The sequence below is a fragment of the Chryseobacterium sp. X308 genome, from assembly GCF_020733145.1.
GTDB lineage: Bacteria > Bacteroidota > Bacteroidia > Flavobacteriales > Weeksellaceae > Chryseobacterium > Chryseobacterium cupriresistens.
Genome location: NZ_JAJFZH010000016.1, coordinates 25307 through 49876, shown reverse-complemented (window position 1 = coordinate 49876; position 24570 = coordinate 25307). Strand labels below are relative to the sequence as shown.

The following is a 24570-nucleotide window of genomic DNA, read 5'->3' as shown; positions in this document are numbered from 1 at the left end:
TTTTTATATTTTTTTCTTAAACTTAAAATATCCGTACATTAAAATGGGTAACGCGAATATCTGAAACAAAAAAACAAGCAGTGAGGGAATTCCTTCCAGATGATTTGCATTAGCTTTTATAAGGAGCTGCTTGCCAAGCGGTCCGTTCGAGAATATCAGAATATTAAACAAATTCCAGCCCAGATGAAGACCTATAGGAAGGTATAAAGATTTTGTCTTAGCGAAGGACACTGCGAGCATCCACCCAAAAACAGAGGTCATTACAAAAATAATTACCATCTGAAAAGGATTTCCGAATGCACTATAAGAAAACCAGTGGTAAACTCCGAAGCAGACAGCAGATAAAATGCAGGCTTTTGTTGTTCCCCATTTTTCAATAGCAAGATATAGCAAAGCCCCTCTGAAAAGTAATTCTTCAAACAAAACAGACTTTACAATCCACCATAAGCTCATCAATGCTGCAGAAAATGATATTGGCTTATTCAGTATCCAGCTGTTATTGATAAAGGCTGTTGTCAAGATTTGATAAACGCTGCATACTACAGCTGCCAAAAGAAAACCTATGCTCAGGTTAATCAATCTTGCCTGGCTGGGTTTAAATCCTAAAACAGAAAGGTCCTTTTTTGCGATGAACCTCAGGAGAAGCCACGAAATGATAAGCTCAATAATAATTCCAATCATAGGTTAGAAGTTTTAATTGAATAAGTGTTATCTTATTGAAAACGAATATAATAAAAAAACGGATGCGAAAAGTTTCTTTAAAATATTTATCGTTCAAGACTTTAAACCTTGACAGGATGATGATAAAAGGTTTGAGCAACAGGATAATTTTGTTACTTTACAATAAAAATGATTTCATGGATAAAACTTTTGCGGATCATGTGATAGATTTCAACAAAAACCTTAGTTTCACAGGAAATCTTCCTGATGATTTTCAAGTCCTGAATCCTTATCTGGATAATCCTGAGACGTTGAAGGTGATGGAAGAGTTTTATCATAAATTCTACGATGATTCAGCTAAGAGGAAATTCATCATCGGAATTAATCCCAGCCGTCATGGTGCGGGAGTAACCGGAGTTCCGTTTACCGATACAAAAAGACTGGAAAATGTCTGCGGAATCAAAATGAAATCTGCCCGTACCCATGAAGTTTCTTCCGTTTTCATGTATGATATGATTGAAGACTATGGTGGTGCTGATCTTTTCTATAAAGATATTTATATCAATTCTCCATTTCCGCTGGCTATTGTAAGAAAAACAAAAAACGGCTGGCTCAATGCCAACTATTATGATGATAAAGAACTCTTCAATTCAGTAAAAGATTTTATGATCGAATCTTTGAAGAAGCATATCAGCCTTAATCTGGATACCTCAGAAGTTTTTGTTCTGGGTAAAAAGAATGCCGAATTCATTTCAAAATTAAACAAAGAAACCCAACTCTTTGAGACGATGACCGTTCTGGAGCATCCAAGATATATCCAGCAGTACAAATCAAAAGAAAAACAGCTTTATATAGACAAATATATTTTAGCTCTGCAAAAATAAAACATGAGATCAGATGATTTTCTAAGATTGTATGTTTAGTTTTATTAAATTGTGATTATGAATGTTTTCCCTAAAAACACAACCTTTAAATACGACTGGCGAACTTATCAGAAGAAAATTTTAGACAATATGGATGACTATCTGCATGATAATCATCTCCATATTTCGGCTCCTCCTGGTTCTGGGAAAACTATTCTTGGATTGGAAATAATGCTGAGACTCGGTGAGCCAACATTGATTGTTGCTCCCACGCTGGCGATCAAAAACCAATGGATTCAGAGATTTTGTGAGCTTTTTCTGGATACAGAAACTATTCCTGAATGGATATCTTCTGATATTAAAAAACCAGGAATTTTAACTGTTACCACTTATCAGGGTATTCATTCTGCCTCTGGTGTGGATGAACAAGACGAAGATCTGATAAAAAAAACTTCAAAAATCTCAGTTGCTGAAATTATTAAAAGGCTAGAGAAGCTGAAAGTGGGCACTCTTATTCTGGATGAAGCGCATCATTTGAAAAATGCCTGGTGGAGAAGTCTAATGGAATTGAAAAATAAGATTAGTCCTACAGTTGTTGCTCTTACTGCGACTCCTCCTTTTGATGTTTCTGGTTCCGAATGGCAAAAATATATTCAACTGAATGGACCTATTGATGTAGAGATTTCTGTTCCTGAATTGATGATTGAAGGAGATCTCTGCCCTCATCAGGATTTGGTTTATTTTACTTCACCCTCAAAAGAAGAGGAGAGAAAAATTGAATACTATCATCATCAGGCAGCTGCATTTTTCCAAGAAGTTCAAAATGATGATACATTATTTGAAGCTCTTGAACAGCATCCTGTGTACCTGAATCCTGCTTTACATTTGGAATGGATTTATGAAAATATATCATCATATACCTCTGGACTTGTTTATCTTCATTTCAGAGGAAAAGAGATTTCAGATATCCATTTTAGTATCATTGGAGATGAGCAAAATTATGTTCCTGAATTTGATTTCTTCTGGATGGAAGAACTTCTTGATTTTTATCTGTTATTGGATGGTATTAATTTTAAAAAATATGAAGATCACCGGACAGATCTAGGAAACAGACTCAGAAGATTGGGGTTTCTTGAACAAAGAACAATTAGTTTTTATAATAGTAAAAATGTAAATCAGATTCTTAATTCAAGTATTGGTAAGCTTCAAGGGATAAGGGAAATTGCAGATTTTGAATTTTCAGTTCTTAAAGAAGATCTCAGAATGGTAATTCTCACGGATTTTATTAAAAAAGAATATCTGAGCAATAGCACCGAGAATATAGTAAGTCTTGATAAGATTGGAGCGATTCCAATATTTGAAAAACTTAGAAGAGAAAATTCACAGAATAAAAAAATAGGAATTCTTACAGGTAGTTTGGTACTCATCCCTTCGAGTGCAAAGGATATGTTTGATCAACTTTGTGTAAAAAAGAGTATATCCGGAGTATCTTTTTCTGCACTTTCATATGATCAGAGTTATTTGATAATTAATCTTACAGATCAGATAAAGCATGATGTAGTTCATATAATAACTGATATTTTTCAATGTGGAGGAATTCAGGTCTTAATTGGCACAAAGTCTTTGTTAGGAGAAGGTTGGGATGCTCCCAAAATGAATAGTCTTGTGCTTGCCAGTTTTGTAAGTTCTTTTGTGCTCTCTAACCAAATGAGAGGAAGAGTTATCAGAACAGGTAAAGATAATGTAAACAAAACAGGAAATATCTGGCACCTGATATGTTTTGATTCTTATGATATTGATGGAGGACAGGATTTAAGCAATATAAAGAAAAGATTTAAAACTTTTGTCGGGATTTCCTACAAGGATGAGGCTACCATAGAAAATAATTTTGAACGGCTGAATATTAAAACGATAGAACGTAAAGAAGAATTACCAGAAATCAATCAGATATTTTTTGCATGGGCGAAAGATAGAACTGCCCTTGCTCAGCGATGGAAAACTGCTCTTGATAAAGGAAGTGTTTTGGTGGAAGAAATTGAGGTCCCTTTATTGAATATGACAGGTATGGACAAAATACGGATGGATTATCTGGGTAAAATGAGTGGGAGTTTTGCGAAAATAATGGTTTCTTCCCTATTGCTATTTTGGCAGGATCTTTTAATGGGGCTTCTAAGAAATATTGATGAAATTAAATCTATAAGAAGTTTTTCATTATTGGTTTCTCTATTTGGTATTGCAGGTATAGTTGTTTATGGCGGGAAACTATATAGATCTACAAAACAGTATTTAAGATGTAAAAATGTTGGAAGACAGCTTAGTTCCCTTGCTGAAATAATCCTATATGGCTTGATTCATGAGAAAGTAATCCGTACCTCTATTGAAAAACTTAGAATTGTAAGTTCTTCAGATAAAAATAAAAATGCATTTTGTTATCTGGATGGAGGAAGTCAATATGAAAATGCCCAGTTTATACAAACTTTACAGGAATTGGTATCACAAATAGATAACCCAAGATATCTATTGAAACAAAAAAGAGGTTTATTGTTTTTGGAAAAAGATATATATTATCCCATACCTGAAATTTTTGCAAAAAATAAAAAAAATGCAGAATTTTTTAAAAAACTATGGGATAAAATGATAGGGAAATCTGAGATGGTTTTTACAAGAACTATTGAGGGACGTAAAATCTTATTAAATTGAGATTCCAGGCTTTACTTAATAGAAACGGAAGGATAGAGCATCTCCACAAATGGACCCGATAAAATGACAAAATCCCTTCGTTAAAAGGGATTTGTCATTCATGAATTAGAATCTTTGTGGGATATGGAACTTATAAAATTTTCTGATATTAGTTTTTAATAACTTTGGTAGATTCTGTTGCTGTTTTAATAATATAAACCCCTTTTGGAAGTTCTGAAATATTAACCTCATTATTTCCTTTTTGAGTTTGAATAGTTTTCAGCAATTTACCATCCAGGTTGTAGATCTTAGCTTCACTTGCTTTTTCTGTTGTAATAGAAAGAGGTCCGTTGGTTGGATTAGGATAAACAGTCAGGTCTTTTTTGGTGCTTTTAGCTTCCGAAGTCCCCAGTACCAGATTGCTGTCTTTTACCCAGGTGAAAGCATCGAAGCCTACATATCGGAAGGCTCCGTTTGCTGTGATTTGTAACTCGTCAATCACAATATTTGAGTAATTCTGACCATTTAAGTTGGTAAGATCAATCAAAGTATATCCATTCGTGCTGCCTAAGCTTGTTGCAAATCCGGTTGTTTTTGTTTGGGTAAATTTTGTTACGCCACTTAGTTTTCCGGTTACAGTTAGTGTTCCCGCAACATTAAGATCCAGGTTCAACGCAGAAAGATACATCCAGAATCTGTTTACTTTAAACAAATTGGAAGTGGTTTTGATGCTGAATGACGGTGGGGATTGTGAGTTATTCGAATTGTCGATGTACCTGTTATCATTTGCTGTTCCACTCCAGCCGGTTCCCGGGAAATTACCCTGAATATCAAAAACACTTACATGTGAAATGATATTAAAGATGACTCCATTATCGGTGAAGCTTGTACTTCCGTGCGATTCCGTTTCAAATTGTTCTGTACTGGTCTGCCCGAATGAAAAAATTGAAATGAGCAGACTACAGATTGCTAAAAAAGTAGTGCTTTTCATGATGTTTTGTTTTAAATGTTAGGTGATGGTGTGGATATTAATCCCTTGGCGGATAAATACCTTCAACACAAATGATATAATTTAAGCCTAGGTAAGGAGGCATATTATTCAACGGTAAGCCTTGCCCTGTATAAGAAATACTTAACGGATTAATAGTTGTATCAGGGTTGGCATCATTCACGAAACTCGGTACTGCATTGAAATCTCTTCCCACCTGTGTTCCTGAAATGGCAATTGTTGAGGTAGCTGTAGGAGTAGATGAATTGGCATTTTTATTCGCTACTTTAAGCTGGAATCCGGCCCCTATGCTTGGGAGGTTCGATGATAAAAGAGTATTTTGTGTTGTACCGGATACGATTCCCAAAGGATAACTTTCGCCGGAGTTTACATTCCCTGCTCCCAAAGCCATACGTCCTTTTAAGTTAGGCAGGGCAAAAGTAGTGATACCGTCTCCACCGTAAGTTGTTCCTAAAATAGAAAATAAAGCAGAATTTCTTGAGATGCTTATTAAACTTCCATCACAAAACATCCAGCCTCTAGGTGCGAAATTTCCTGCAAATAATTTTACGATTCCAATGTACTCGTCCATGATAATATGTTTTTAGTTTTTAGATTTCTTACTCTTTTTACAGGCTTTTCAGATTCCGCCTTTTGGTTATTATTTCTTAGTTCAAAGGAACAATTAATAAAAGGCAGGTACTAGAGTAGAAAATACCAAATTAAAAACTCCGTATTTCTACGTAATAATGTCCTGAATTTTGCGGATTCGGAAAAGAAAATTTATACTTTAAGTTTCTCTGAACGAGCTGTATTTCGTATTTTTGTAAGAATCCAATAAAAATAAAAATGAGCGAATTTGTAGCATCAGAAATTAAAAATAATATTGCCGAAATCAGTTTCGGAACACCTAAAAGTAATTCTCTTCCAGGAGCAATTTTGGAAAAACTGGCAGAAACTATCCTTGAGGAAGGGGCAAAAGAAGAAGTGAAAGCTATTTTAGTGAAAAGTGCAGGTGAGAAGGCTTTCTGTGCAGGAGCAAGTTTTGATGAACTTTTGGCAATTGAGGAACTTGAAGCTTCCACACAGTTTTTCGGAGGTTTTGCCAAAGTTTTAAATGCAATGAGAAACTGTGGTAAAATTGTTGTGGTAAGAGTACAGGGAAAAACTACCGGCGGAGGAGTAGGGATTGCCTGCGGGGCAGATTATTGTTTTGCTACTAAAGACTCGGCTCTGGCACTTACAGAAATCAATCTTGGAATCGGCCCTTTTGTAATCGGCCCTTATGTTGAAAGAAAAATAGGTAAGTCACAATTCTCCGCAATGGCCATTGATGCAGAGTTCAGATCTGCTGAATGGGCTGAGCAGCATAATATTTACCATTCGGTTTCAGATACTATTGAAGAAATGGATGAAAAGCTGGAGAAATTTTTACAAACTTTAGCATCCAGAAGCAGTGATGCCTTAGCATTAATTAAAAAAGTTTCATGGGAAGGAACAGATCATTTCAATGAATTGATGCCGGCAAGAATTCACATGAGTGCAAGTCTTATTCTTGAAGATTCTGCAAAGAAAAATATTGAGTCTATTAAAGAAAGGTTAAGAGTGAAGTAATTTTTCCCTTTATCTGCTAAACAACGAAATTCCAATTCAACATATATCCGGAGAAACACTTTTTTTCTCCGGATTTTTTATGTTGCATTGAATCATTGTTTTACGTTCAAATTGTTTTGTCTTAATTTTTTTGTTGTTAAATATGGGTTTTTGTTATTTTGATAGCTGTTTTTATTTCGAATTTACACCGATTTAACTGTTTTTAAGTGAATATCGTGTTTTTAAAAAACTAAATTATCTTAGTTTTAATATATTTTTTTAATAGATACTAAAGTGTTTATTAAAATTTTCAATTGTTTGCATTTAATTAGTTAAAACTTTGTTTTTATTGTATTTTTAATAATTTTTATTACATATATTTGCCTTTATACTGTTAAAATTTGTTAAATATGAAAATCAAGTTAATGTTAAGTGCTGCTGTGCTGTTCTTCATAGGAGGGCACATGGTAGAAGCCCAAAAGGTAAAACGGGATACAATACCTCAGGATACTAAGATTGATGAAATTGTTGTAGTTGCTTACGGAAGTCAGAAAAGAGAAACAATGGTTGGCTCCAATACTGAAGTTAAAGCAAAACAATTTGCTGATCGTCCAATAACAAGTATTGGGCAGGCATTGGATGGTGCCAGTGCTGGTGTGAAAGTAAGTACCGGAACTGGGCAACCGGGAAGTTCACCAAGTATTCAGATCCGTGGGATAGGCTCCTATGGAATTACAACAAACCCTTTATATGTAGTAGATGGGACTATATATACCGGTTCTCTTGCTGCTATCAATCCCAATGATATTGCATCTTACAATATTCTGAAAGATGCTGCTTCTACTTCTTTGTATGGTTCCGCAGCTGCTAATGGTGTTGTTTTGATTACCACAAAATCAGGGAGAAAAGGAAAAGATGCATTCAACTTTAGTATGAGTACCGGAGCGGTAGGAAGATCAATCCCGGAATATGACAGAGTGAACGTTCATCAATATTATCCTCTTATCTGGGAGTCAATAAGAAATGGTAGAATGACCTCAATACCCGGTACAACTTTAGCTGATGCCAATGCTTATGCTACAGCACAGTTGATTTCCGGAGTTTTAAAAACCAATGTTTTTAATGTTCCCGATAATCAGTTAGTTGTCAATGGTATTTTGAATCCAGATGCTAAACTTAAATATACAGATTTAGACTGGCAGAAGCCTTTGATGAATACAGGTTTCAGACAGAACTATGAATTGAATTACAGTGGTGGAAGTAATACTACGACATATTTTTCTTCAGTAGGATATACCAATGAAACAGGATATCTTATCAAGTCAGATTTTGAAAGATTTACGGCAAGATTAAAAGTAGATTCTCAAGTTAAAAGCTGGTTAAAACTAGGAACAAGCATCAGTGGGGTATCTTCCAACGGAAACAATTCTGTTGAAGGTGTGGATAATAATTCTGCTTATATCAATCCATACAGATGGACAAGAACGATGGGGCCAATCTACAGCCCTTATGCTCATGATCCAAATACATTTGCTACACTGTATGATGCTGCAGGGAATATTGTGTATGATGCCGGAAGTGCCAGAGGTGCTGATGCAGCGGCGGGAAGAAATGTAATTCAGGAAACGCTTTTGAATAAAGATCTATCTAAAAATTACTATATTATTTCCAGAGCATATGCTGAGATCAAAGTAGATCCATATCTTACTTTGTCTACCAATGCAGGGTATGATATCAGAAATAACAGAAGAAGTACCTATGGAAATAAAATTATTGGTGATGCGGCTCCCGGAGGTTCAGCAGAAAAATTTAGTTTTACCGAACAAACCTTTACCTGGAATCAGCTCCTGAATTATAAAAGAAAATTTGGAGACCATAATTTTGAATTTCTTTTAGGGCATGAAAACTACAAATTCATGTATGAATACCTATATGGATATAAAAAAGGTCAGATCGTAGATGATAATGACGAACTGGTAAACTTCGTTACTCCATCAACGCTTACCTCGCGTACAGACAATTACAGAAAGGAAGGGGTCTTTTCGAGATTGAATTATGATTATAAATCAAAATATTTACTTTCAGGATCTATCCGCTGGGATGGTTCGTCCAGATTCGCCAAAGATGTAAGATGGGATTCATTCTGGTCTCTTGGTGCAGGATGGAGACTGAAAGGAGAAGAGTTCTTAAGTAATTCTAATCTTATCAGTGAATTGAAATTAAGAGGATCGTATGGTGAAGTAGGAAATGATAGAACAGATAGTTATTATATGTATAAAAGTACTTATACTTTAGGGTATAATAATGCTCAGGAACCTGGGATTTTATTCGGTTTTTTAGCAGATCCATCAATTACCTGGGAGACTAACAAGCAAACCGATGTCGGGATTGATTTCGGATTCTTAAACAACAGAATTACAGGGTCGGTAGAATATTATAACAGAGTAACTGAAGATCTTATCTTCCCTGTCCCTCTTCCTGTTTCTGCGGGTGTTCCGGATAATACGATCAGCCGAAATGTTGGGACAATGTACAACCGTGGATTTGAATTCACTGTTAATGCTGATATTATTAAAAACCAAAATTTTACGTGGAATATTAATGCGAATGCATCAACACTTAAAAACCAGATTACAGAACTTTCCAATGGAATAACGGAAATTATTAACGGAACTAAAAAGATTTCTGTAGGACATTCAGTGTATGATTATTGGCTAAGACAGTGGTATGGTGTGGATCCTGCAGATGGTTCTCCTTTATTCCTTGTTGCCGACGCGTATGTAAATACAACAGCCGCTGATATAAGAACAGTGAATGGCCAAAAAGTTACCACCAATTTCAATAAAGCAAAATATGACTATTCTGGCACAGCGATTCCTGACTTGTTCGGAAGTTTTGGAACTACAATTACCTATAAACAATGGTCATTATCTGCAATGTTTACCTATCAGTTAGGTGGAAAGACGTACGATTCCAACTATGCTGCTTTGATGTCCAGCTACTCACAAGGAGGAGCTTTAAGTACCGATATTCTGGATAGATGGACAACTCCGGGACAAATCACAGATATTCCTGCATTGAACTCTTCAACGTATACGAGTTCGAATGCTGGTTCATCAAGATGGTTGATAAGTTCAGATTTTCTTACATTCAGACAGGCTACTTTAAGTTATAGCTTTACTCCTGAAACTTTATCTCAGCTTGGGGTTTCAGGATTAAGAATCCTTATTTCCGGCGAAAACTTATGGAGTAAAACAGCAAGAAAAGGATTAGAACCTGCTCAGGCTTTTAATGGAACAACCACCAATAGATATACTCCGGCGAGAGTAGTGACTATTGGATTTAATGTATCTTTTTAAAAAATTTAATAATGAAAAATATCGTAAAACAATATATGAAGTGGGCTGTTGTGCTTTCAGTCCTTACGGGAATGGCTTCATGCCAGAGTGATTATCTTGAGACAGATCCTACCACTGCAGCTTCAGAAGAAGCGGCTTATTCAAGTGCTGCCAATCTTATGGCTATTGTAAATGGTATGCATAGAGATATGTACTACAGACAAAGTGATCAAGGGCAGAATGGTCAGGGTGGAATCATGATTATAATGGATGCTTTAGCAGATGACCTTGTTTTTCCATCTACAGGAAATGGCTGGTATGTCTCAGCTGTAAGATGGCAGGATCAGGTAAATGATAATGCTTCCAATGATCTTTATCCTTACCAGTTTTATTATGCATTGATCAGAAACGCGAATATGGTTATTGCTAATGGTCCTTCAGTTCCTGCACCTACTGCAACTGATGCAGCTACCATTAAAACAGCCATTGGTGAAGCATATGCGTTCAGAGCGTTCTGTTATTATATGCTGGTTCAGATTTATGGAAAAAGATATGTACCGGGTACGAACAATACTCAGCTTGGCGTTCCTATCAGATTGGTGGCTAATGAAGTACCTCTGGCAAGAAATACGGTAGAAGAAGTATATACTCAGATCAATAAAGACCTAGACGAGGCTGCAGCCAGACTTGGAAGTACAAGAGCTACGAAATCTCATTTTAACGATAAAGTGATTTTGGGACTCAGAGCCAGAATAGCATTAACGCAAGGGAATTATGCTGTGGCTATAACTGCGGCTCAATCCGCTCGTACAGGATTTCCATTGATGGATAATGCCACTTACACTGCAGGCTTTAATAATTTGGCAGGCAATGGTGAATGGATGTGGGGAGCTACAATCATAGCAGATCAGGGGGATACGTTTTCAAACTTTGGAGCGTATATGTCAAGAAACTTTAATTCTACGAATATTCGTCAGGCTCCAAAAGCGATTAACAGTAAATTATTCCTTTCATTCCCATCTACAGATGTAAGAACTAAGAATTTTGATCCAACAGGAGCGCATACAGCTCTGGCTTTACCTTCAACATATTCTAAATTCCCTTATACAGGTCAGAAATTCCTTGCAGCAAGTCAGGCAGACAGTAGAGTAGATGTTCCTTATATGCGGTCTGCAGAAATGTACCTTATTGAAGCAGAAGCTTTGGCTAGATCTGGAAACGAAGCTGGTTCTAAAGCTGTTTTTGATGTATTTGCAAAAAACAGAAATCCTTCTTATACTGGTGCTACAACAACAGGAGCAGCTTATATCACTGAAATTCTTAACAGCAGAAGGCTTGAATTTTGGGGTGAAGGTTTCAGATTCTTGGATCTGAAAAGATTAAACCAAGGTTTAGATAGAACAGGAGCTAATCATTCTTCTGTAGTGACCAATAATTTAATGACAGTAGCTAATACAGACTTACGTTGGGAATTCCTGATACCAAGAGCTGAGATCAATGCTAATCCATTAATTGTTCAGAATCCATTATAACACGTACAAATTTTAATATATTATGGAGAACCTGGCTTTGGCTGGGTTCTCTTTTTTTATTTCTATGTGTTGGCAAAAACGATGAGGTTTCCAGAAAAAATATTTCCAGAATTTTTAAAAAAAACTTGGAAGATTGAAAATAAATCATAACTTTGTAATTCAAAGTTCTTTTTATGGATTCAAAAAACTATCACGAAGACTTATCCCATATCCGTTCTATGATGGAGCGTTCTTCCAGGTTTATTTCGCTAAGTGGTCTATCCGGAGTGGTTGCAGGTTTAACGGCCATTATTGGTGCTGTATATGTATACTGTGTTTTTCAGAGGGAAGGAATCAGTTATTTTGATGGAGACAGGAATATTTTAGGCCCTGCCCTGGTTAAAGAGCTTGTCCTGATTGGTATTGTTATTCTGGTAATTGCAATCCTCAGCGGTTATCTTTTTACAGCTCATAAAAGTAAAAAGAAAGGTTTGAAGATCTGGGATGCTACAACAAAGAGACTTTTGGTTACCTTTGCAGTGCCTTTGGCAGCAGGTGGTGTCTTTTGCCTTGCGCTTCTTTATCATCATCTTTTTGTTTTCATTGCTCCGGCTACGCTTATTTTTTATGGATTGGCTCTGGTAGCCGCAGAACGATATACATTAACGGATGTAAAGTATTTAGGATATCTTGAGATTATTTTGGGACTTATTTCTTTGTTCTTTTTAGGATGGGGATTGCTGTTCTGGGCCATTGGTTTTGGTGTTCTGCATATTGTGTATGGATTGATCATGCATAAGAAGTATAAATAATGAATGAGATGTGGTTTTGCTATTGAGTAGTGAAAATCGGAATAATAATCAAGCATATTGCATTTTAGCAGTGTTTCAGAATAAAGATAAAGTAAAATGATCAAAATAAATCAGCTCAATAAAGAATTCGAAAGCCGTGTAAGACTGGGAATAATGTCCGTTCTTATGGTTAACGACTGGGTTGATTTTTCTGAAATGAAAAGCCTGCTCGAAATTACAGACGGAAATCTTGCCAGCCACAGCAATGCGCTGGAAAAAGCAGGCTATATCGAAGTAAAGAAAGAATTTGTCGGGAAGAAACCTAAAACGTCTTATCGTGTTACACAGAGCGGAAGGCAGGCGTTTAATGAGCATTTAGATGCACTTGAAAAATTATTGGGGCGATAGTCCTATATTTTTTTGAAAATTAACTTTGAATTACAAAGTACTTTATATATTTAAACTAAATAAAATGATGACACAGAAACAAAAAACAATCGCCATTTATGCCCTTCCATTGGCTTTACTCAGTATTCCCTTGGTTGGCAATCTGTTTTCTAAGGAAGTGAACTGGTCAGAAGCAGATTTTCTTATTGCGGGAACTTTGCTTTTTACAACCGCTTTTCTGATCAATATGGTTAGAAATAAAATCAAAAAGCAAAGTCAGAGAATGATGATCTGCATTCTCATATTGCTGGCTCTGGTACTTATCTGGTGCGAATTAGCAGTAGGAATCTTCGGAAGCCCGTTTGCGGGAAGCTGATCAACCTTTTTTATTTAAACCTTGAAATAATGAAAGATCAAAAAATTATATACTTCGGAAGATTCATATTCGGATTATTCTTTTTAGCCGGAAATATCTGTCTTTTCGGATACATTCTAACAAAAGAATATTGGTTTGCAGACTCAGGATTTCTACTGATTACTTATGGAACTGTATTCAATGTTATTGTCCTATCAGTTTTGTTGATATATGCTGCTGCAGACCGGTCTGCAAGTAAAGCCTGTTTACAGTCGGCGGGGTTAATTCTGATCAATATACCCATAGCTATACTTTATACCATAATAGGATGCAATCTTGTTATTTTTAATTAATTCACTATGAAAAAAATACGTGTTCAGTTTCTGCTTTTTGTATACGATAAAACTCAAAAATTATACAGAAAATATTTCAAAAAGAAAAAAAGACAGTGGCAGTTCAATGAAAAACAACTGCTGGAGTTTCAGGAAGATTCTTTAGGCCGAAAACAGGGAGAATTTTATAGAAAACACGGTTTTTCGATGATCCCCAAAATGGAAAATCATGATGTACACCATCTGATTACCGGTTGTGGAACGAGCTTCGAAGATGAAATTGCCATGCAGTATCTGCTCCTTGGAAACGGTAAACTCAATGCACATCTGCTGGCCGCAATCGTATTGGGAACAATTATCCTGCCTGAGTATGCGAAAATTTATATCAAAGCGTATAAAAAGGGACAAAATATGAGAGCCTTTCATCACTGGGATTTTGAAGAGCTGCTATGGCAGAATTATGAGCATGTGAAAGATTTTATTCAACAGAAAGAAACGATAGTTCTTCATTAAAACTGATAACAGGAAAATAAAGGTCAGCCCGTTGGGCACAAAATGCTTTAAACGTTAAATAATTAACCTCATGAAAACACATCATTATATATTTCTTACAGCCATTCTCTTTGTCATCGTCTTTTATGATCAGGAGTTGGGGCTTAATCTTGGAATTCTTGGAATTGTTTACGCATTATTAACACTTTTCAGGACACCTGCAAAAAATAAAACAGGAATACTATATGGTCTTTTTGCGACAAGTATTCTTTCCAGCATTGCATTTGCCTGGTTTGGAGATTTTACATCCTTTATCGCAGTGGTGAGCTCGCTTCTCTTGCTGGGATATAAATCAAAGAACAGAAGGCTGAAGATTCTCTTTTTAATTCCGGTTTTTATCGTGAATAGCTGTACTTCGTTCTGTCGTTTTTTTAGCTTTGATGAATGGCTGCCTAAGAAAAATTTTTCAGGATTTTGGCAAAAGACATTGGCTTTCTTTTTGATTCCGCTGGTGTTGGTTTCCATTTTCTTTGGAATATATTCTGCAGGAAGCGACCATTTTGCAGCCCTTTTCACAGATTACGAACTGGATATTAATCTATGGCAGGTATTCTGTCTCTCTGTGCTGGGATTCTTTATTGCCTTTAATTACTGGAATTATGCGGTGGAAAAGTTAATCTATAAAAACAATCATGTTCTGGATAACGAGTTCCGCAAAGAATCCCGGATTCCCAAAGCTACTTATTCCTTCCTTGATCTTGATGCAGAAAGAATAAGCGGAATCATTTCTTTTGTCTTGCTGAATGTTTTATTGGTATTCTTTATTATTACCTATAATTATGAACAGTTTTATGAAGCTGTAAAAACACCTGTTCAGCTTTCAGAAGAAACCCATGAGAGAGTAAACGCTGTTATTATGTCTATTGTCATGGCAATTCTTGTGATTATGTTTTATTTTAAATCAGGATTTAATTTTGATCCGAAAGCAGGTTCACTTAAACTATTAGCCAAAATATGGATTTTTCTCAATGCTGTTCTTGTTATTTCCGCAGCCCTTAAAAATTATGAATATATTGTTTATTATGCATTTACCTATAAAAGACTAGGTGTATTTGCTTTCCTGCTTTTATCACTGATCGGTCTTGTTCTGACTTATATTAAAATTCAAAAGCAAAAAAGAAATATTTTCCTTGTTAATACAATGATCTGGTATTTTTATGGAACTGTCCTCGTGTGCAGTTACTTCAACTGGGGTGGTTTTATTACTTCTCAGAATATGAAACGAAAGGATTTTGCGGTCAATTATCATGTAACGTCTATCAACTTCAGTGAAAAAGCACTTCTTAAATATGCGGATGAAAAAAATGATGAGAAACTTAAAAAGACCTTGCAGGATAAGGTGAAAAACGAAACATCCAAAAACTTTCTTTCAAAGATTTTATATTATCAGACTATAAAATAAAAGATCATGAAAAACTTTGTAGAACCCTCAAGATTTAAAATTAATGTATTGTTGATAATGATGACCATATTCTGTTTCAGTCTTTCTGCTTTCAGATACTATATCAGTGATACAAAAGTGTTTTTATTTCTCAACTGGAACCTCTTTCTGGCGTGGATTCCTTTATTATTAAGTTCTTTTGTTCTTGCTTTTAATATCAGAAGTAAAATCTCGCTGGTCTTTATTATTATAATCTGGATTTTGTTCTTTCCCAATTCTCCCTACATTCTGACAGATCTTTTTCATCTCAGAGCAAGAAATTCAATCCCGGTCTGGTATGATCTCATTGTGATTCTTTCTTTTGCATGGACCGGCCTGATCTGCGGATTTATTAGCCTTAATGATATTGAAAAACGACTTTCTGATTACGGGAAAAAAAATAGTATCAATGGAATTATTGTATTTTTTCTTTTCATGAGCAGCTTTGGAGTTTATCTTGGCCGTTTTCTGAGATGGAACAGCTGGGACGTACTTAATAATCCTTTCGGCCTGTTCTCTGATATTGTAGTGAGATTTATTTATCCGATGGAATATACCAAAACATGGGGTGTTACTCTTTTGATGGGAATTATGCTCAACTTTATGTACTTTACATTTAAATGTGCGGGCATTAGTGAAGAAAAAGAATTGAAGCCGGGAAACAAATCATTAAACGGATTGGAACAGTTTTAGCATTTAAATGAGCTCAGCATAATCAATGTTGATCTATTCTTAAAATAATTATTATGAAAAAAAGCTTATTGTTAATTCCTTTGATTATTGTTGCCTGTAAAAAAGATCCTGCTGTGACAAACGTTCCGGAGAAGGATTCTACAGTGGTAACAGAAATGCCGGATTCTGTGGTAAAAACAGATTCTGCAGCATTAAGAAAGAAAGACTCCATTATTAACAATGCTCCGGCCACTAAGGAAGTTCTGCGAAAAGGGGTAATGAGAAATGAAAAAGACGGACAGATCATAAGAACGGCGGATGCTAATCAGCTGCCTTTTACCATTGGAGAAGAATTTACAAAAGATGATCAGGATTTTATTTTAAAACTGACCCACTACGACCGCCCGAACATCAAAGCAAAAATTTCTACCAAAGAAAAGGACTTCAATATCCGGTTCAATCAGATCAGACTTCCAAACGGAAATTATGACGGGCCTTTCGGAAGAGAAATCACCTATGATACTCCCGGAAAAGGTGAAATATGGCTGATTATCGGGAAAAGTAACATGGCTTCCGGAAATACAAAAGGAAGTTTTACGGTAACGGTGGAATAAAATTCAATCAATTTGGTACAATTTCTGCAAACTAACCTTTAAGTTTAAAATTTAAAAATTATGAAAAATATAGTTCTAACAGCAATGGCCGCTTCAGCTGTACTCGTAAGTTGCGGAACCGTACAGTCGCTGGTTCAGAATACATTTCCATACACAACGAATGTTTTGGTGTCTACGGGAGTTCCTGCAGATAAAGAAGTTTCTTCCACTGCAACAGCTACCAATGTACAGACCTGGTTCGGAGGAAATAACAATGCAAAGATTAAAGACGTAAGAATTTCAGATGCGAAAATCTCTGTAGCTTCTCCGTCAGGAGGAAATCTGAGTGCTTTTAAAACTGTGAAAATATACGTTTCATCCAACGGAACAGGAGAAAGACTCATCGCTTCGCGCTCCAATATTTCCACCAATTCTTCCAGCTTAAATCTTGATCTTAATGATACCGGATTTCTGGATGAAATTGTAAAAAGTTCTGGTTTAACAGTAAGAACAGTGTACGAGCTGAAAAATCAGACCTCTTCAGATATGAACATCAAAGTAGCGCTGAATTTCAGCAGTGTTCCTGCACAATAAGTGCATAAAAAATACTATCTAAAAACCCTCTTGCAGTATTCTGTAAGAGGGTTTAATGTGAAGTAAAATGTATATAAAATCTTATTTTAGAGTTTTGTTAATTTCTCAACAACCCTTCTCTGTCCTTCATTAATATTAATAATATACTGACCTGTCGGCAATTGTGAAATATCAATTTTCTCATTTGGTAAAACTGAATTTTTGATAACCGTACGACCCTGAAGATTAATAATCTCTACATCCAGTTTTTTATTTTCACCGCTTTGAATAGCGATAGAGCTGCTGGACGGGTTAGGGTAGATTTTAACTTCCAATGCAGGCAAAGCTGTAACAGGTGTTGCCAATTTACTTTCCAGCTGAAGAATCGCATTCTTCACATTGGGAAGAGGCCCGATCTTTTGGCCGGTCACAGTTCCTCCCTGAGGAATCCCCGTTGAAATTAAAAGGTTTTTCATCGCTGAAGGGGTTAAGTACTGACCTGTAGTCTGACGATAGTAAGACTGGATCAAAATTGCCGCAGAAGATACCACCGGCGTAGCAGAACTGGTGCCGCTGAAATAATTATAGGTTCTGTTGTTATCATTGTCATATTTCGCATAAGACCCATAACCTGCTGCCATCACGCTGCTTCCCCAGCCCTGTACATCCACTCTGTTTCCATAAGTACTGAAACTTAATTTTGAATGGGTAGTATTGGGAGATCCTGCTCCTACAATGATAGCTCCGCTGTTTCCTCTTGCAAGATAGGTAGCATAAAAAGGGTCATCCAGGTTCTGATTCCCGTTACCTGCCGCTGCGATAATAATGATTCCTGAATCAGTAGCAGCTTTGGTAAGATCCCAGATTACTTTATCATATTCTGCAGGACAATATTGCCCGTCTTTTCCGCCAGTCTGCATTTCATATAAAATAATATCGCCCGCCTGAGAAGCGTTGATGGATCTGCTCACGGCAGAAGCTCTGTTATAACCTACAGTTGTCCATTCCATGTATCCTTTTATTTCAGAAGTATTGTAGGCTGCACCTGTAAGACCAATATTATCTTTTACAGAACCTAAAATACTTACTACTGCCGTTCCGTGATCACGGTAATTATTATTGGCCAGCCCGGCATTCGGAGAATATCCCGGTTCCAGTTGTATGGAGTTTTGATTAGACAGCATCTCGTGAGTTTTATAGAAGCCATATTCTACATCCCGCACACGGATATTCTGTCCTGTGATTCCTCGGGACCATGCATATTTGGCGTTGATTCCCGGATTGTCATTCAGGTAGGTCTGCAGGCTTTCCAGATCAGGAGTTGCTACAAAAGCATTTACCAAAGGTGGTTCGATAGGTTCGGCACTCATTACGGAAACATATTCTATTTCAGGAAAGCTCTCCAGGGTATGGATGATTTTTTCTGAGGCTTCTTTATTTTGCAGAGGAATATCAGCCTTATAAATTCTTTTCAGTTTTTCCACAGATTCCGTGGAATTTCCGATAGCCTTGCTGTTTCTGGCCATTTCATCAAGTTTGCTGTCTGTGAAGTCCAGATCATACTTGAATGCGATGTGATTTTCTCTTGAAAATCTTTCCAGATCAGCGTTTCTGCTGAAGGCTGTTTTTTCTGAATTGATGCCTTTTGAAAAGCAAACATAAATAATTGAACTTTGTTCAGTAGCCATTTTGGGCTGGCTGTCCTGCCCGAATGACAGAGTAGAACAGAACGCAAACAATGCGAAAAGGTTGATTTTTGTTTTCATACAATTTTGTTAAATGGTTGTAAATCAGTTTTGATTTATACCAAAAATAATAATAAAATGAAAACAAATCACGTTTTTGTGAATTTATTTTTGCATTTTGAGTCCTGCCTTTTGTATAAAGGATTTCTTTGCTTACAAAAAATAAACCTGCCAGGTTTAAAAAGGACTATTGAGTACCCGTGTATCAAAAAAATCCGTCTCAATGTATTGAAACGGATTGCGTTATATAGAACTTTTGTCTTTTTCTGTTTAACTTTTAGTAATAGAATCCATTACAATAGTTACCGGCCCGTCATTGATCAGGGACACTTTCATATCGGCCCCAAAGATTCCGCTTTCGGTTTTTAATCCCGATTTGGCTATTTCTTCCTTAAAATAATCAAAAAGCGGTACAGCTTTATCCGGTTTTGCTGCCTTTATGAAAGAAGGTCTGTTGCCTTTTTTATAATCTGCAATTAATGTAAACTGGCTGATGCAAAGAATTTCTCCTGAAATATCCTTCACAGAAAGATTAAGCTTGTCATCTTCATCACCAAAGATTCTAAGGTTTAAAACCTTCTGTACAAGCCAGTCTGCATCAGCTTTTTCATCATTTTCATCTATACCTGTCAGCAGCATAAGCCCTTTCCCGATTTGACCTACAATTTTTCCATCTACTTTTACATTGGCTTCAGAGACTCTTTGTATAACGATCTTCATCTTATAATTTTAATAATAAACATTTAAGGTTTTACTTGCCGCATCGTAACTGTAAGGATAGGTTTTAGGCGGCAGAGACGTTTTTGCGCCTGATTCCGGCTGTCCGGTACTTAAAATCCATCTGGTATTATCCTCAGGACATATAATGGCAATATTATCTTTTACTTCAAGAGTTGTATTGCTACCAGGACATATATGCGGAGCATTTCTGTCATAGACTTTAAATCCGTTAGCTGTCCGGACAATAATCAACCCTCTGGTTCCTGACTGTTGCTCGTTCACATAAATCCAGCCGTTGATATTGTTCAAAACATAGTAAGCAGGCAGGTTTAAATTAAGTGATACATTGATAGGAACATTGGGAAAGCAGTTGACGGTATCTTCTCTGCTTCCACATGAGTTTATGGTTAAATTACTGAAAATCAATAAACTGAAAATGGATAAGATTGAAAAAGTTTTTTTCATTTCAATTTAAATTTTTATATATTTGTAAAAATTAAACGATTACAACACGAAAACATTGTCCGGCAAATGTCGGATTATTTTTTTATACTAAAACTAAATTTTGAAAATTATGGCAAGCTATGTAACTAAGGAGGGCCTAGAGAAAATGAAAGCTGAGCTGGAACAGTTGGAAACTGTGGAGAGACCAAAAATTACTCAGCAGATCGCAGAAGCAAGAGATAAAGGAGATTTATCGGAAAATGCAGAATATGATGCGGCTAAAGAGGCTCAGGGGATGCTTGAAATGAGAATTTCCAAGCTGAAAGATGTTATTTCTACTTCTAAAATTATAGATGAAAGCCAATTAGATACTTCAAAAGTTTCAATCTTAACAACAGTGAAACTTAAAAATAATGCTACCAAGCAGGAGCAGGTATTTACATTGGTACCGGATAATGAAAGCGACCTGAAGACAGGGAAGATTTCTGTGAACACACCTATCGCAAAAGGTCTGTTAGGAAAAGCTATTGGTGAAACTGCTGAAATTACTTTACCCAACGGAAACAAACTGTCTTTCGAAGTATTAGACATTTCTTTATAGTCTGATATCCCTTTCTATTTCTAAACTTCTAAATATCTAAACCCAAACTTCTGATAAAATGAGCACTATATTCACGAAAATCATTAATGGCGAAATTCCCTCTTATAAGATTGCAGAAAATGAAAACTTTATTGCATTCTTAGACGCAATGCCTTTGGTGAAGGGACATACTTTAGTTGTACCTAAAAAAGAAGTGGATTTGATTTTTGATCTTGAAAGTGAAGAATACAAAAACCTTTGGGGATTTGCCCAAGAGGTAGCCAAGAAGATCAAAACTGCAGTTCCATGTGTGAGAGTAGGAGTAGCAGTGGTGGGACTTGAAGTTCCTCATGCGCACATCCATCTGATTCCTTTAAATAAGATGGAAGATATGAATTTCAGAAATGAAAGATTAAAATTAACGAACGAAGAATATACAGAGATTCAACACTCAATTATGAATTCTTAACAACCAGAAAATCGTAAAAAAGTAATTTTTTACGATTTTCTTTAACATATACATATATATTATATCATATGAACTCAAACCAATGTTCTTTCTGCGGCAGAAAAAGAAATGAAGTACAGATGCTGATTTCCGGGCAGAATGGTTTTATTTGTGAAAATTGTATAGAGCAGGCACATGCGATCGTAAAAGATGGTGCATCCAAAACAGGATATTCACCTGCAGACAGCATGGATGAGCTTAAAAAACCAAAAGAGATCAAAGAATTCCTTGATCAGTATGTGATTGGACAGGATCAGGCAAAAAAGCAGCTTTCAATCGCTGTATATAATCATTATAAAAGATTACTTCACGCCCAGGACGAAAACAGGGAGGTGGAGCTTGAAAAATCAAATATTATCATGATAGGGGAAACCGGAACAGGTAAAACCCTTTTGGCAAAAACGATTGCCAGAGAGCTTAATGTTCCTTTCTGTATCGTAGATGCTACTATTTTAACAGAAGCTGGATATGTAGGAGAAGATGTTGAAAGTATCCTTTCAAGACTTCTTATGGTGGCAGATTATGATGTGGAAAAAGCTGAAAAAGGAATCGTTTTCATTGATGAGATTGATAAAATTGCCAGAAAATCAGACAATCCAAGTATTACAAGAGACGTTTCCGGAGAAGGAGTACAGCAGGGATTGCTGAAACTACTGGAAGGAAGTATTGTGAATGTTCCGCCGCAGGGAGGAAGAAAGCACCCGGATCAGAAATACATCCAGGTTAATACTCAGAACATCTTATTTATTGCAGGAGGAGCTTTTGACGGAATCAAAGAAATCATCGAAAGAAGAATGAACAAGCAGGCCATCGGGTTCAGCTCTGAAAAAATCAATAAAACAGACGAAGACGAATATATATTAACAAATATTAATGCAATTGATCTTCGTACTTTCGGATTAATTCCCGAACTTTTAGGAAGATTTCCAATCATCACTTACCTCGATAAACTCACCAAAGAGACCCTGGTAAGAATCATGAAGGAACCTAAAAACTCTATCGTGAATCAATTTGTGGAACTTTTTAAAATGGATGGCACAAATTTGGTTATTACAGACGGAGCCATTGAAAAAATCGTAGAAGAAACTATTGAAAAAGGGCTAGGTGCAAGAGGCCTTAGGGGGACCACCGAAAAAGTTCTAGAAGACTACATGTTTTCAATAGGAGAGGAGAAAGATATCATCTTAAATGAAGATAATGTTTTGATTAATAGATAAAAAATTTTTTTTTTAAGAAAAATAATAATACCTTTGCGGGTGAAGATTGTATTAACACACAAATAATTTATACAATGAGAAAAAGTTTATTTGCTATAGGTCTTTTAGCAATTAGTTATTCTGTTCAGGCGCAGATACTATGTCATGTTGACACTAATGCTAATATGTATGTGAGCGAAGGCACCCTAGTTTATAGCGGTGGAGGTGTACAAACAAAGGGTAATGGCCTTTTGGACGTGCATGGAAATATCATGGTTGTAGGATCTGGTACGGATCTCTTAAAAACAATTGATGCCAGCGGTGCTGATAAGACTGATGGCGGAAATATCATCTTAAGACTTAATACCCCTGCTTCTTTTGCTACTTCCACGTATGGCCAGCTGTACATCGATGGGCTATCCCAGTCCAACATTACGGGTATTGTAACCAAAGAATACAGAACTACAAGTAATGGTAGTGGTAATTATTTCCAACAAGTTGCTTTGCCTTTCTATGGTAAAGCTTTAAGCTCATTATCTACTGAAGTTGGTAAGACTTTCAATACGAGTAGATACAGCAATCCAATTCTTAAGTGGGACAACGCTAATGCAGTTTCTGCACATTTTACAAATTTGGCAACGACAACTACTGATGGTCCGGGATATTATATGCTGAAAGTTACCAATAATGATTGGAATCCAAGCACACCTGCAACCGGAACAGTATTCAATATTAACGGGAAGCCATATGCTCCGTTAGCTGGAACTGTAACATTGCAGAATGGAGGAAAATCTAACTTGGGACCTTCTAATGTAGTATTCGGAGCTGGTGGTAACGCTGTGAATTCTTACAACGAAAAGTACAACACTTATTTAGATGACAGTTTTGAGTTTACTACAAGCGCATGGGCTGGAACATTTGGACAAAACTGGTATCAGTTTGGTAACCCATTCCTTACCAATTTAGATTTATCTAATATCGGATATACTGAAAGTGTTACCGGATCAGATGGAAATGCTGTAAAAAATATCTGGGGTATTGAATATAACCCGGGTACTGTTGTTACACTTCCTGGTGGTTCTACTTATGCTACAGGTGCTCAGGTGGTTACTTTTGTTACTACAGGTGATGGTGTTGCTCCAGCTGTTGGAGATGTAGATAATGTAGTAATGAAACCTATGCAGTCATTTAAAATAAAGTTAAGAGACAATACAGCTCAGACTTTAGATTTTAATACACTGAGAAGATTCAAATCAACAGCAAGAGCAGCAGGTACTCCTAACGGTGTAAATGCAGCCAGAATGGCTGGTAAAGGTACAAACAGTACAGTGAAACAGCTTGGGGTAATCGGTCTTGATGCTAATGGGAAAGAGATTTCCAGAACATATTATGTGGTTTCTCCATCATTTACAACAGGACACCAGGTTTCTACAGCTACAACAGTTCAGGCTTCAGCGGGTACCAGAATTATTGGTACTTATGAAGAAGCTCTGAATGGTGGGTATGATAACAATTATACTAATTATTGGTTATATATTAACGAAGCTAATGAGAGTAACTTCCAAGGTAAAAATGTTAAGTTAGTTAACTATAAACTTGACCAGGTTAAATCTTATAAGTTCGAGATCAGAGAAAATGCAGAACTTATTCCTGCTGGGACACACCAGTTATCTTCAGGAATTGGTTTCTACTATAAAGCGGAAAATGGAAATTTAGTACAGGCTAAACAAGGAGATGTTGTAGCGGTAACAAATGAAGAAGCTAACTTGTATTATGGTGAGCCAAGTAATATTACTTTGGCTGTAGATAAAACAGCTCCTAGTGTTTCCAGAACACTTGTTGTTTACGATCCATCAGTTACAAATTACATTGTTAGATTTGATCCAAAATGGAAAAAAGCGGACATTCAAGTTTATGATATGAGCGGTAAACTGGTAATCTCTAAAAAAGCGGTTGAAACATCCCGAGATTTTGTAATCGAGCTTGATGGCTCAGTTAAAAATTCATATGTTGTAAAAATCGTTTCTGATAAGGGAGAAACTGTTAATACTAAAATCTTAAAATAAACCA

General features: G+C 36.2%; 24 protein-coding genes. 18 read left to right on the top strand and 6 right to left on the bottom strand.

Features of this window, described 5'->3' with window-relative positions; genetic code table 11:
* Nucleotides 1–3 precede the first annotated feature (3 nt).
* Nucleotides 4–681 carry a CPBP family intramembrane glutamic endopeptidase gene (locus LIV57_RS16440; RefSeq protein WP_227943479.1) on the bottom strand — a complete coding sequence of 226 codons (678 nt, stop codon included), beginning with the start codon at nt 679–681 and terminating at the stop codon, nt 4–6.
* Between the two features lie 176 nt (nt 682–857).
* On the opposite strand from LIV57_RS16440, the gene LIV57_RS16435 reads away from it, so the two are divergent.
* Nucleotides 858–1544 (top strand): SMUG2 DNA glycosylase family protein, encoded by a 687-nt coding sequence (locus LIV57_RS16435; RefSeq protein ID WP_227943478.1) that lies wholly within the window; start codon nt 858–860, stop codon nt 1542–1544.
* A 57-nt stretch (nt 1545–1601) separates the two neighbouring features.
* Nucleotides 1602–4223, top strand: coding sequence for a DEAD/DEAH box helicase family protein (locus LIV57_RS16430; RefSeq protein WP_227943477.1), 2622 nt, complete (start codon nt 1602–1604; stop codon nt 4221–4223).
* 148 nt (nt 4224–4371) lie between these two features.
* Here LIV57_RS16430 and LIV57_RS16425 read toward each other — a convergent pair whose 3' ends face one another.
* Nucleotides 4372–5193 carry a T9SS type A sorting domain-containing protein gene (locus tag LIV57_RS16425; protein ID WP_227943476.1) on the bottom strand — a complete coding sequence of 274 codons (822 nt, stop codon included), beginning with the start codon at nt 5191–5193 and terminating at the stop codon, nt 4372–4374.
* Between the two features lie 37 nt (nt 5194–5230).
* Nucleotides 5231–5782, bottom strand: coding sequence for a phage tail protein (locus tag LIV57_RS16420; RefSeq protein ID WP_110010685.1), 552 nt, complete (start codon nt 5780–5782; stop codon nt 5231–5233).
* A 257-nt stretch (nt 5783–6039) separates the two neighbouring features.
* Between LIV57_RS16420 and LIV57_RS16415 the strand changes: the two genes are divergently transcribed.
* From LIV57_RS16415 to LIV57_RS16360, 12 genes are all read left to right on the top strand, one after another.
* Nucleotides 6040–6804: an enoyl-CoA hydratase/isomerase family protein gene (locus LIV57_RS16415; protein ID WP_227943475.1), complete on the top strand. Its 765-nt coding sequence runs from the start codon at nt 6040–6042 to the stop codon at nt 6802–6804.
* A gap of 389 nt (nt 6805–7193) precedes the next feature.
* On the top strand, nt 7194–10142 hold the full coding sequence (locus tag LIV57_RS16410; RefSeq protein ID WP_227943474.1) for a SusC/RagA family TonB-linked outer membrane protein: 2949 nt from the start codon (nt 7194–7196) through the stop codon (nt 10140–10142).
* Nucleotides 10143–10153: 11 nt separating this feature from the next.
* Nucleotides 10154–11653: a RagB/SusD family nutrient uptake outer membrane protein gene (locus LIV57_RS16405; protein WP_227943473.1), complete on the top strand. Its 1500-nt coding sequence runs from the start codon at nt 10154–10156 to the stop codon at nt 11651–11653.
* A gap of 173 nt (nt 11654–11826) precedes the next feature.
* Nucleotides 11827–12444 carry a hypothetical protein gene (locus LIV57_RS16400; RefSeq protein WP_202840515.1) on the top strand — a complete coding sequence of 206 codons (618 nt, stop codon included), beginning with the start codon at nt 11827–11829 and terminating at the stop codon, nt 12442–12444.
* Between the two features lie 96 nt (nt 12445–12540).
* Nucleotides 12541–12831, top strand: a complete 291-nt coding sequence (locus LIV57_RS16395) for a winged helix-turn-helix domain-containing protein (protein WP_110010688.1) — start codon at nt 12541–12543, stop codon at nt 12829–12831.
* A gap of 64 nt (nt 12832–12895) precedes the next feature.
* Entirely contained in the window at nt 12896–13186 is a 291-nt protein-coding gene (locus LIV57_RS16390) for a hypothetical protein (RefSeq protein ID WP_227943472.1), read from the top strand.
* A gap of 29 nt (nt 13187–13215) precedes the next feature.
* Nucleotides 13216–13518 (top strand): hypothetical protein, encoded by a 303-nt coding sequence (locus LIV57_RS16385; RefSeq protein WP_227943471.1) that lies wholly within the window; start codon nt 13216–13218, stop codon nt 13516–13518.
* 6 nt (nt 13519–13524) lie between these two features.
* Nucleotides 13525–14010 carry a ubiquinone biosynthesis protein COQ4 gene (locus tag LIV57_RS16380; protein ID WP_227943470.1) on the top strand — a complete coding sequence of 162 codons (486 nt, stop codon included), beginning with the start codon at nt 13525–13527 and terminating at the stop codon, nt 14008–14010.
* Nucleotides 14011–14080: 70 nt separating this feature from the next.
* A complete protein-coding gene (locus LIV57_RS16375; RefSeq protein WP_227943469.1) occupies nt 14081–15451 on the top strand; it encodes a DUF4153 domain-containing protein in 1371 nt (456 codons plus the stop codon).
* 6 nt (nt 15452–15457) lie between these two features.
* Nucleotides 15458–16162, top strand: coding sequence for a DUF1361 domain-containing protein (locus LIV57_RS16370; protein ID WP_227943468.1), 705 nt, complete (start codon nt 15458–15460; stop codon nt 16160–16162).
* A gap of 53 nt (nt 16163–16215) precedes the next feature.
* Nucleotides 16216–16755 (top strand): hypothetical protein, encoded by a 540-nt coding sequence (locus LIV57_RS16365; protein WP_227943467.1) that lies wholly within the window; start codon nt 16216–16218, stop codon nt 16753–16755.
* 60 nt (nt 16756–16815) lie between these two features.
* Nucleotides 16816–17328 carry a hypothetical protein gene (locus LIV57_RS16360; protein WP_137905297.1) on the top strand — a complete coding sequence of 171 codons (513 nt, stop codon included), beginning with the start codon at nt 16816–16818 and terminating at the stop codon, nt 17326–17328.
* A gap of 86 nt (nt 17329–17414) precedes the next feature.
* Here the strand turns inward: LIV57_RS16360 and LIV57_RS16355 are convergent, their stop codons facing one another.
* The 3 genes from LIV57_RS16355 to LIV57_RS16345 form a co-directional block, all read right to left on the bottom strand.
* On the bottom strand, nt 17415–19073 hold the full coding sequence (locus tag LIV57_RS16355; protein WP_227943466.1) for a S8/S53 family peptidase: 1659 nt from the start codon (nt 19071–19073) through the stop codon (nt 17415–17417).
* Nucleotides 19074–19322: 249 nt separating this feature from the next.
* Entirely contained in the window at nt 19323–19772 is a 450-nt protein-coding gene (gene dtd / locus LIV57_RS16350) for a D-aminoacyl-tRNA deacylase (protein ID WP_227943465.1), read from the bottom strand.
* 9 nt (nt 19773–19781) lie between these two features.
* Complete coding sequence (locus LIV57_RS16345) at nt 19782–20237, bottom strand: hypothetical protein (RefSeq protein WP_227943464.1); 456 nt, start codon at nt 20235–20237, stop codon at nt 19782–19784.
* Between the two features lie 109 nt (nt 20238–20346).
* On the opposite strand from LIV57_RS16345, the gene greA reads away from it, so the two are divergent.
* The 4 genes from greA (at nt 20347) to LIV57_RS16325 (ending at nt 24566) form a co-directional block, all read left to right on the top strand.
* Complete coding sequence (gene greA, locus LIV57_RS16340; RefSeq protein WP_002981731.1) at nt 20347–20817, top strand: transcription elongation factor GreA; 471 nt, start codon at nt 20347–20349, stop codon at nt 20815–20817.
* A gap of 58 nt (nt 20818–20875) precedes the next feature.
* Nucleotides 20876–21265: an HIT family protein gene (locus LIV57_RS16335; RefSeq protein WP_110010699.1), complete on the top strand. Its 390-nt coding sequence runs from the start codon at nt 20876–20878 to the stop codon at nt 21263–21265.
* Between the two features lie 68 nt (nt 21266–21333).
* Nucleotides 21334–22521: an ATP-dependent Clp protease ATP-binding subunit ClpX gene (clpX, locus tag LIV57_RS16330; RefSeq protein WP_110010700.1), complete on the top strand. Its 1188-nt coding sequence runs from the start codon at nt 21334–21336 to the stop codon at nt 22519–22521.
* 74 nt (nt 22522–22595) lie between these two features.
* Entirely contained in the window at nt 22596–24566 is a 1971-nt protein-coding gene (locus LIV57_RS16325; protein ID WP_227943463.1) for a T9SS type A sorting domain-containing protein, read from the top strand.
* Nucleotides 24567–24570: the final 4 nt, after the last annotated feature.

Excerpts from the sequence above, each read along its gene's own strand:
- LIV57_RS16405 (WP_227943473.1), top strand. The coding sequence starts at position 10,154 with ATGAAAAATATCGTAAAACAATATATGAAGTGGGCTGTTGTGCTTTCA.
- LIV57_RS16415 (WP_227943475.1), top strand. The coding sequence starts at position 6,040 with ATGAGCGAATTTGTAGCATCAGAAATTAAAAATAATATTGCCGAAATC.
- LIV57_RS16410 (WP_227943474.1), top strand. The coding sequence starts at position 7,194 with ATGAAAATCAAGTTAATGTTAAGTGCTGCTGTGCTGTTCTTCATAGGA.
- LIV57_RS16345 (WP_227943464.1), bottom strand. The coding sequence starts at position 20,237 with ATGAAAAAAACTTTTTCAATCTTATCCATTTTCAGTTTATTGATTTTC.
- LIV57_RS16400 (WP_202840515.1), top strand. The coding sequence starts at position 11,827 with ATGGATTCAAAAAACTATCACGAAGACTTATCCCATATCCGTTCTATG.
- LIV57_RS16380 (WP_227943470.1), top strand. The coding sequence starts at position 13,525 with ATGAAAAAAATACGTGTTCAGTTTCTGCTTTTTGTATACGATAAAACT.
- LIV57_RS16435 (WP_227943478.1), top strand. The coding sequence starts at position 858 with ATGGATAAAACTTTTGCGGATCATGTGATAGATTTCAACAAAAACCTT.
- LIV57_RS16395 (WP_110010688.1), top strand. The coding sequence starts at position 12,541 with ATGATCAAAATAAATCAGCTCAATAAAGAATTCGAAAGCCGTGTAAGA.
- LIV57_RS16365 (WP_227943467.1), top strand. The coding sequence starts at position 16,216 with ATGAAAAAAAGCTTATTGTTAATTCCTTTGATTATTGTTGCCTGTAAA.
- dtd (WP_227943465.1), bottom strand. The coding sequence starts at position 19,772 with ATGAAGATCGTTATACAAAGAGTCTCTGAAGCCAATGTAAAAGTAGAT.
- LIV57_RS16430 (WP_227943477.1), top strand. The coding sequence starts at position 1,602 with ATGAATGTTTTCCCTAAAAACACAACCTTTAAATACGACTGGCGAACT.
- LIV57_RS16440 (WP_227943479.1), bottom strand. The coding sequence starts at position 681 with ATGATTGGAATTATTATTGAGCTTATCATTTCGTGGCTTCTCCTGAGG.
- LIV57_RS16325 (WP_227943463.1), top strand. The coding sequence starts at position 22,596 with ATGAGAAAAAGTTTATTTGCTATAGGTCTTTTAGCAATTAGTTATTCT.
- LIV57_RS16390 (WP_227943472.1), top strand. The coding sequence starts at position 12,896 with ATGATGACACAGAAACAAAAAACAATCGCCATTTATGCCCTTCCATTG.
- LIV57_RS16335 (WP_110010699.1), top strand. The coding sequence starts at position 20,876 with ATGAGCACTATATTCACGAAAATCATTAATGGCGAAATTCCCTCTTAT.
- LIV57_RS16355 (WP_227943466.1), bottom strand. The coding sequence starts at position 19,073 with ATGAAAACAAAAATCAACCTTTTCGCATTGTTTGCGTTCTGTTCTACT.
- LIV57_RS16370 (WP_227943468.1), top strand. The coding sequence starts at position 15,458 with ATGAAAAACTTTGTAGAACCCTCAAGATTTAAAATTAATGTATTGTTG.
- LIV57_RS16420 (WP_110010685.1), bottom strand. The coding sequence starts at position 5,782 with ATGGACGAGTACATTGGAATCGTAAAATTATTTGCAGGAAATTTCGCA.
- clpX (WP_110010700.1), top strand. The coding sequence starts at position 21,334 with ATGAACTCAAACCAATGTTCTTTCTGCGGCAGAAAAAGAAATGAAGTA.
- LIV57_RS16385 (WP_227943471.1), top strand. The coding sequence starts at position 13,216 with ATGAAAGATCAAAAAATTATATACTTCGGAAGATTCATATTCGGATTA.
- LIV57_RS16425 (WP_227943476.1), bottom strand. The coding sequence starts at position 5,193 with ATGAAAAGCACTACTTTTTTAGCAATCTGTAGTCTGCTCATTTCAATT.
- LIV57_RS16360 (WP_137905297.1), top strand. The coding sequence starts at position 16,816 with ATGAAAAATATAGTTCTAACAGCAATGGCCGCTTCAGCTGTACTCGTA.
- greA (WP_002981731.1), top strand. The coding sequence starts at position 20,347 with ATGGCAAGCTATGTAACTAAGGAGGGCCTAGAGAAAATGAAAGCTGAG.
- LIV57_RS16375 (WP_227943469.1), top strand. The coding sequence starts at position 14,081 with ATGAAAACACATCATTATATATTTCTTACAGCCATTCTCTTTGTCATC.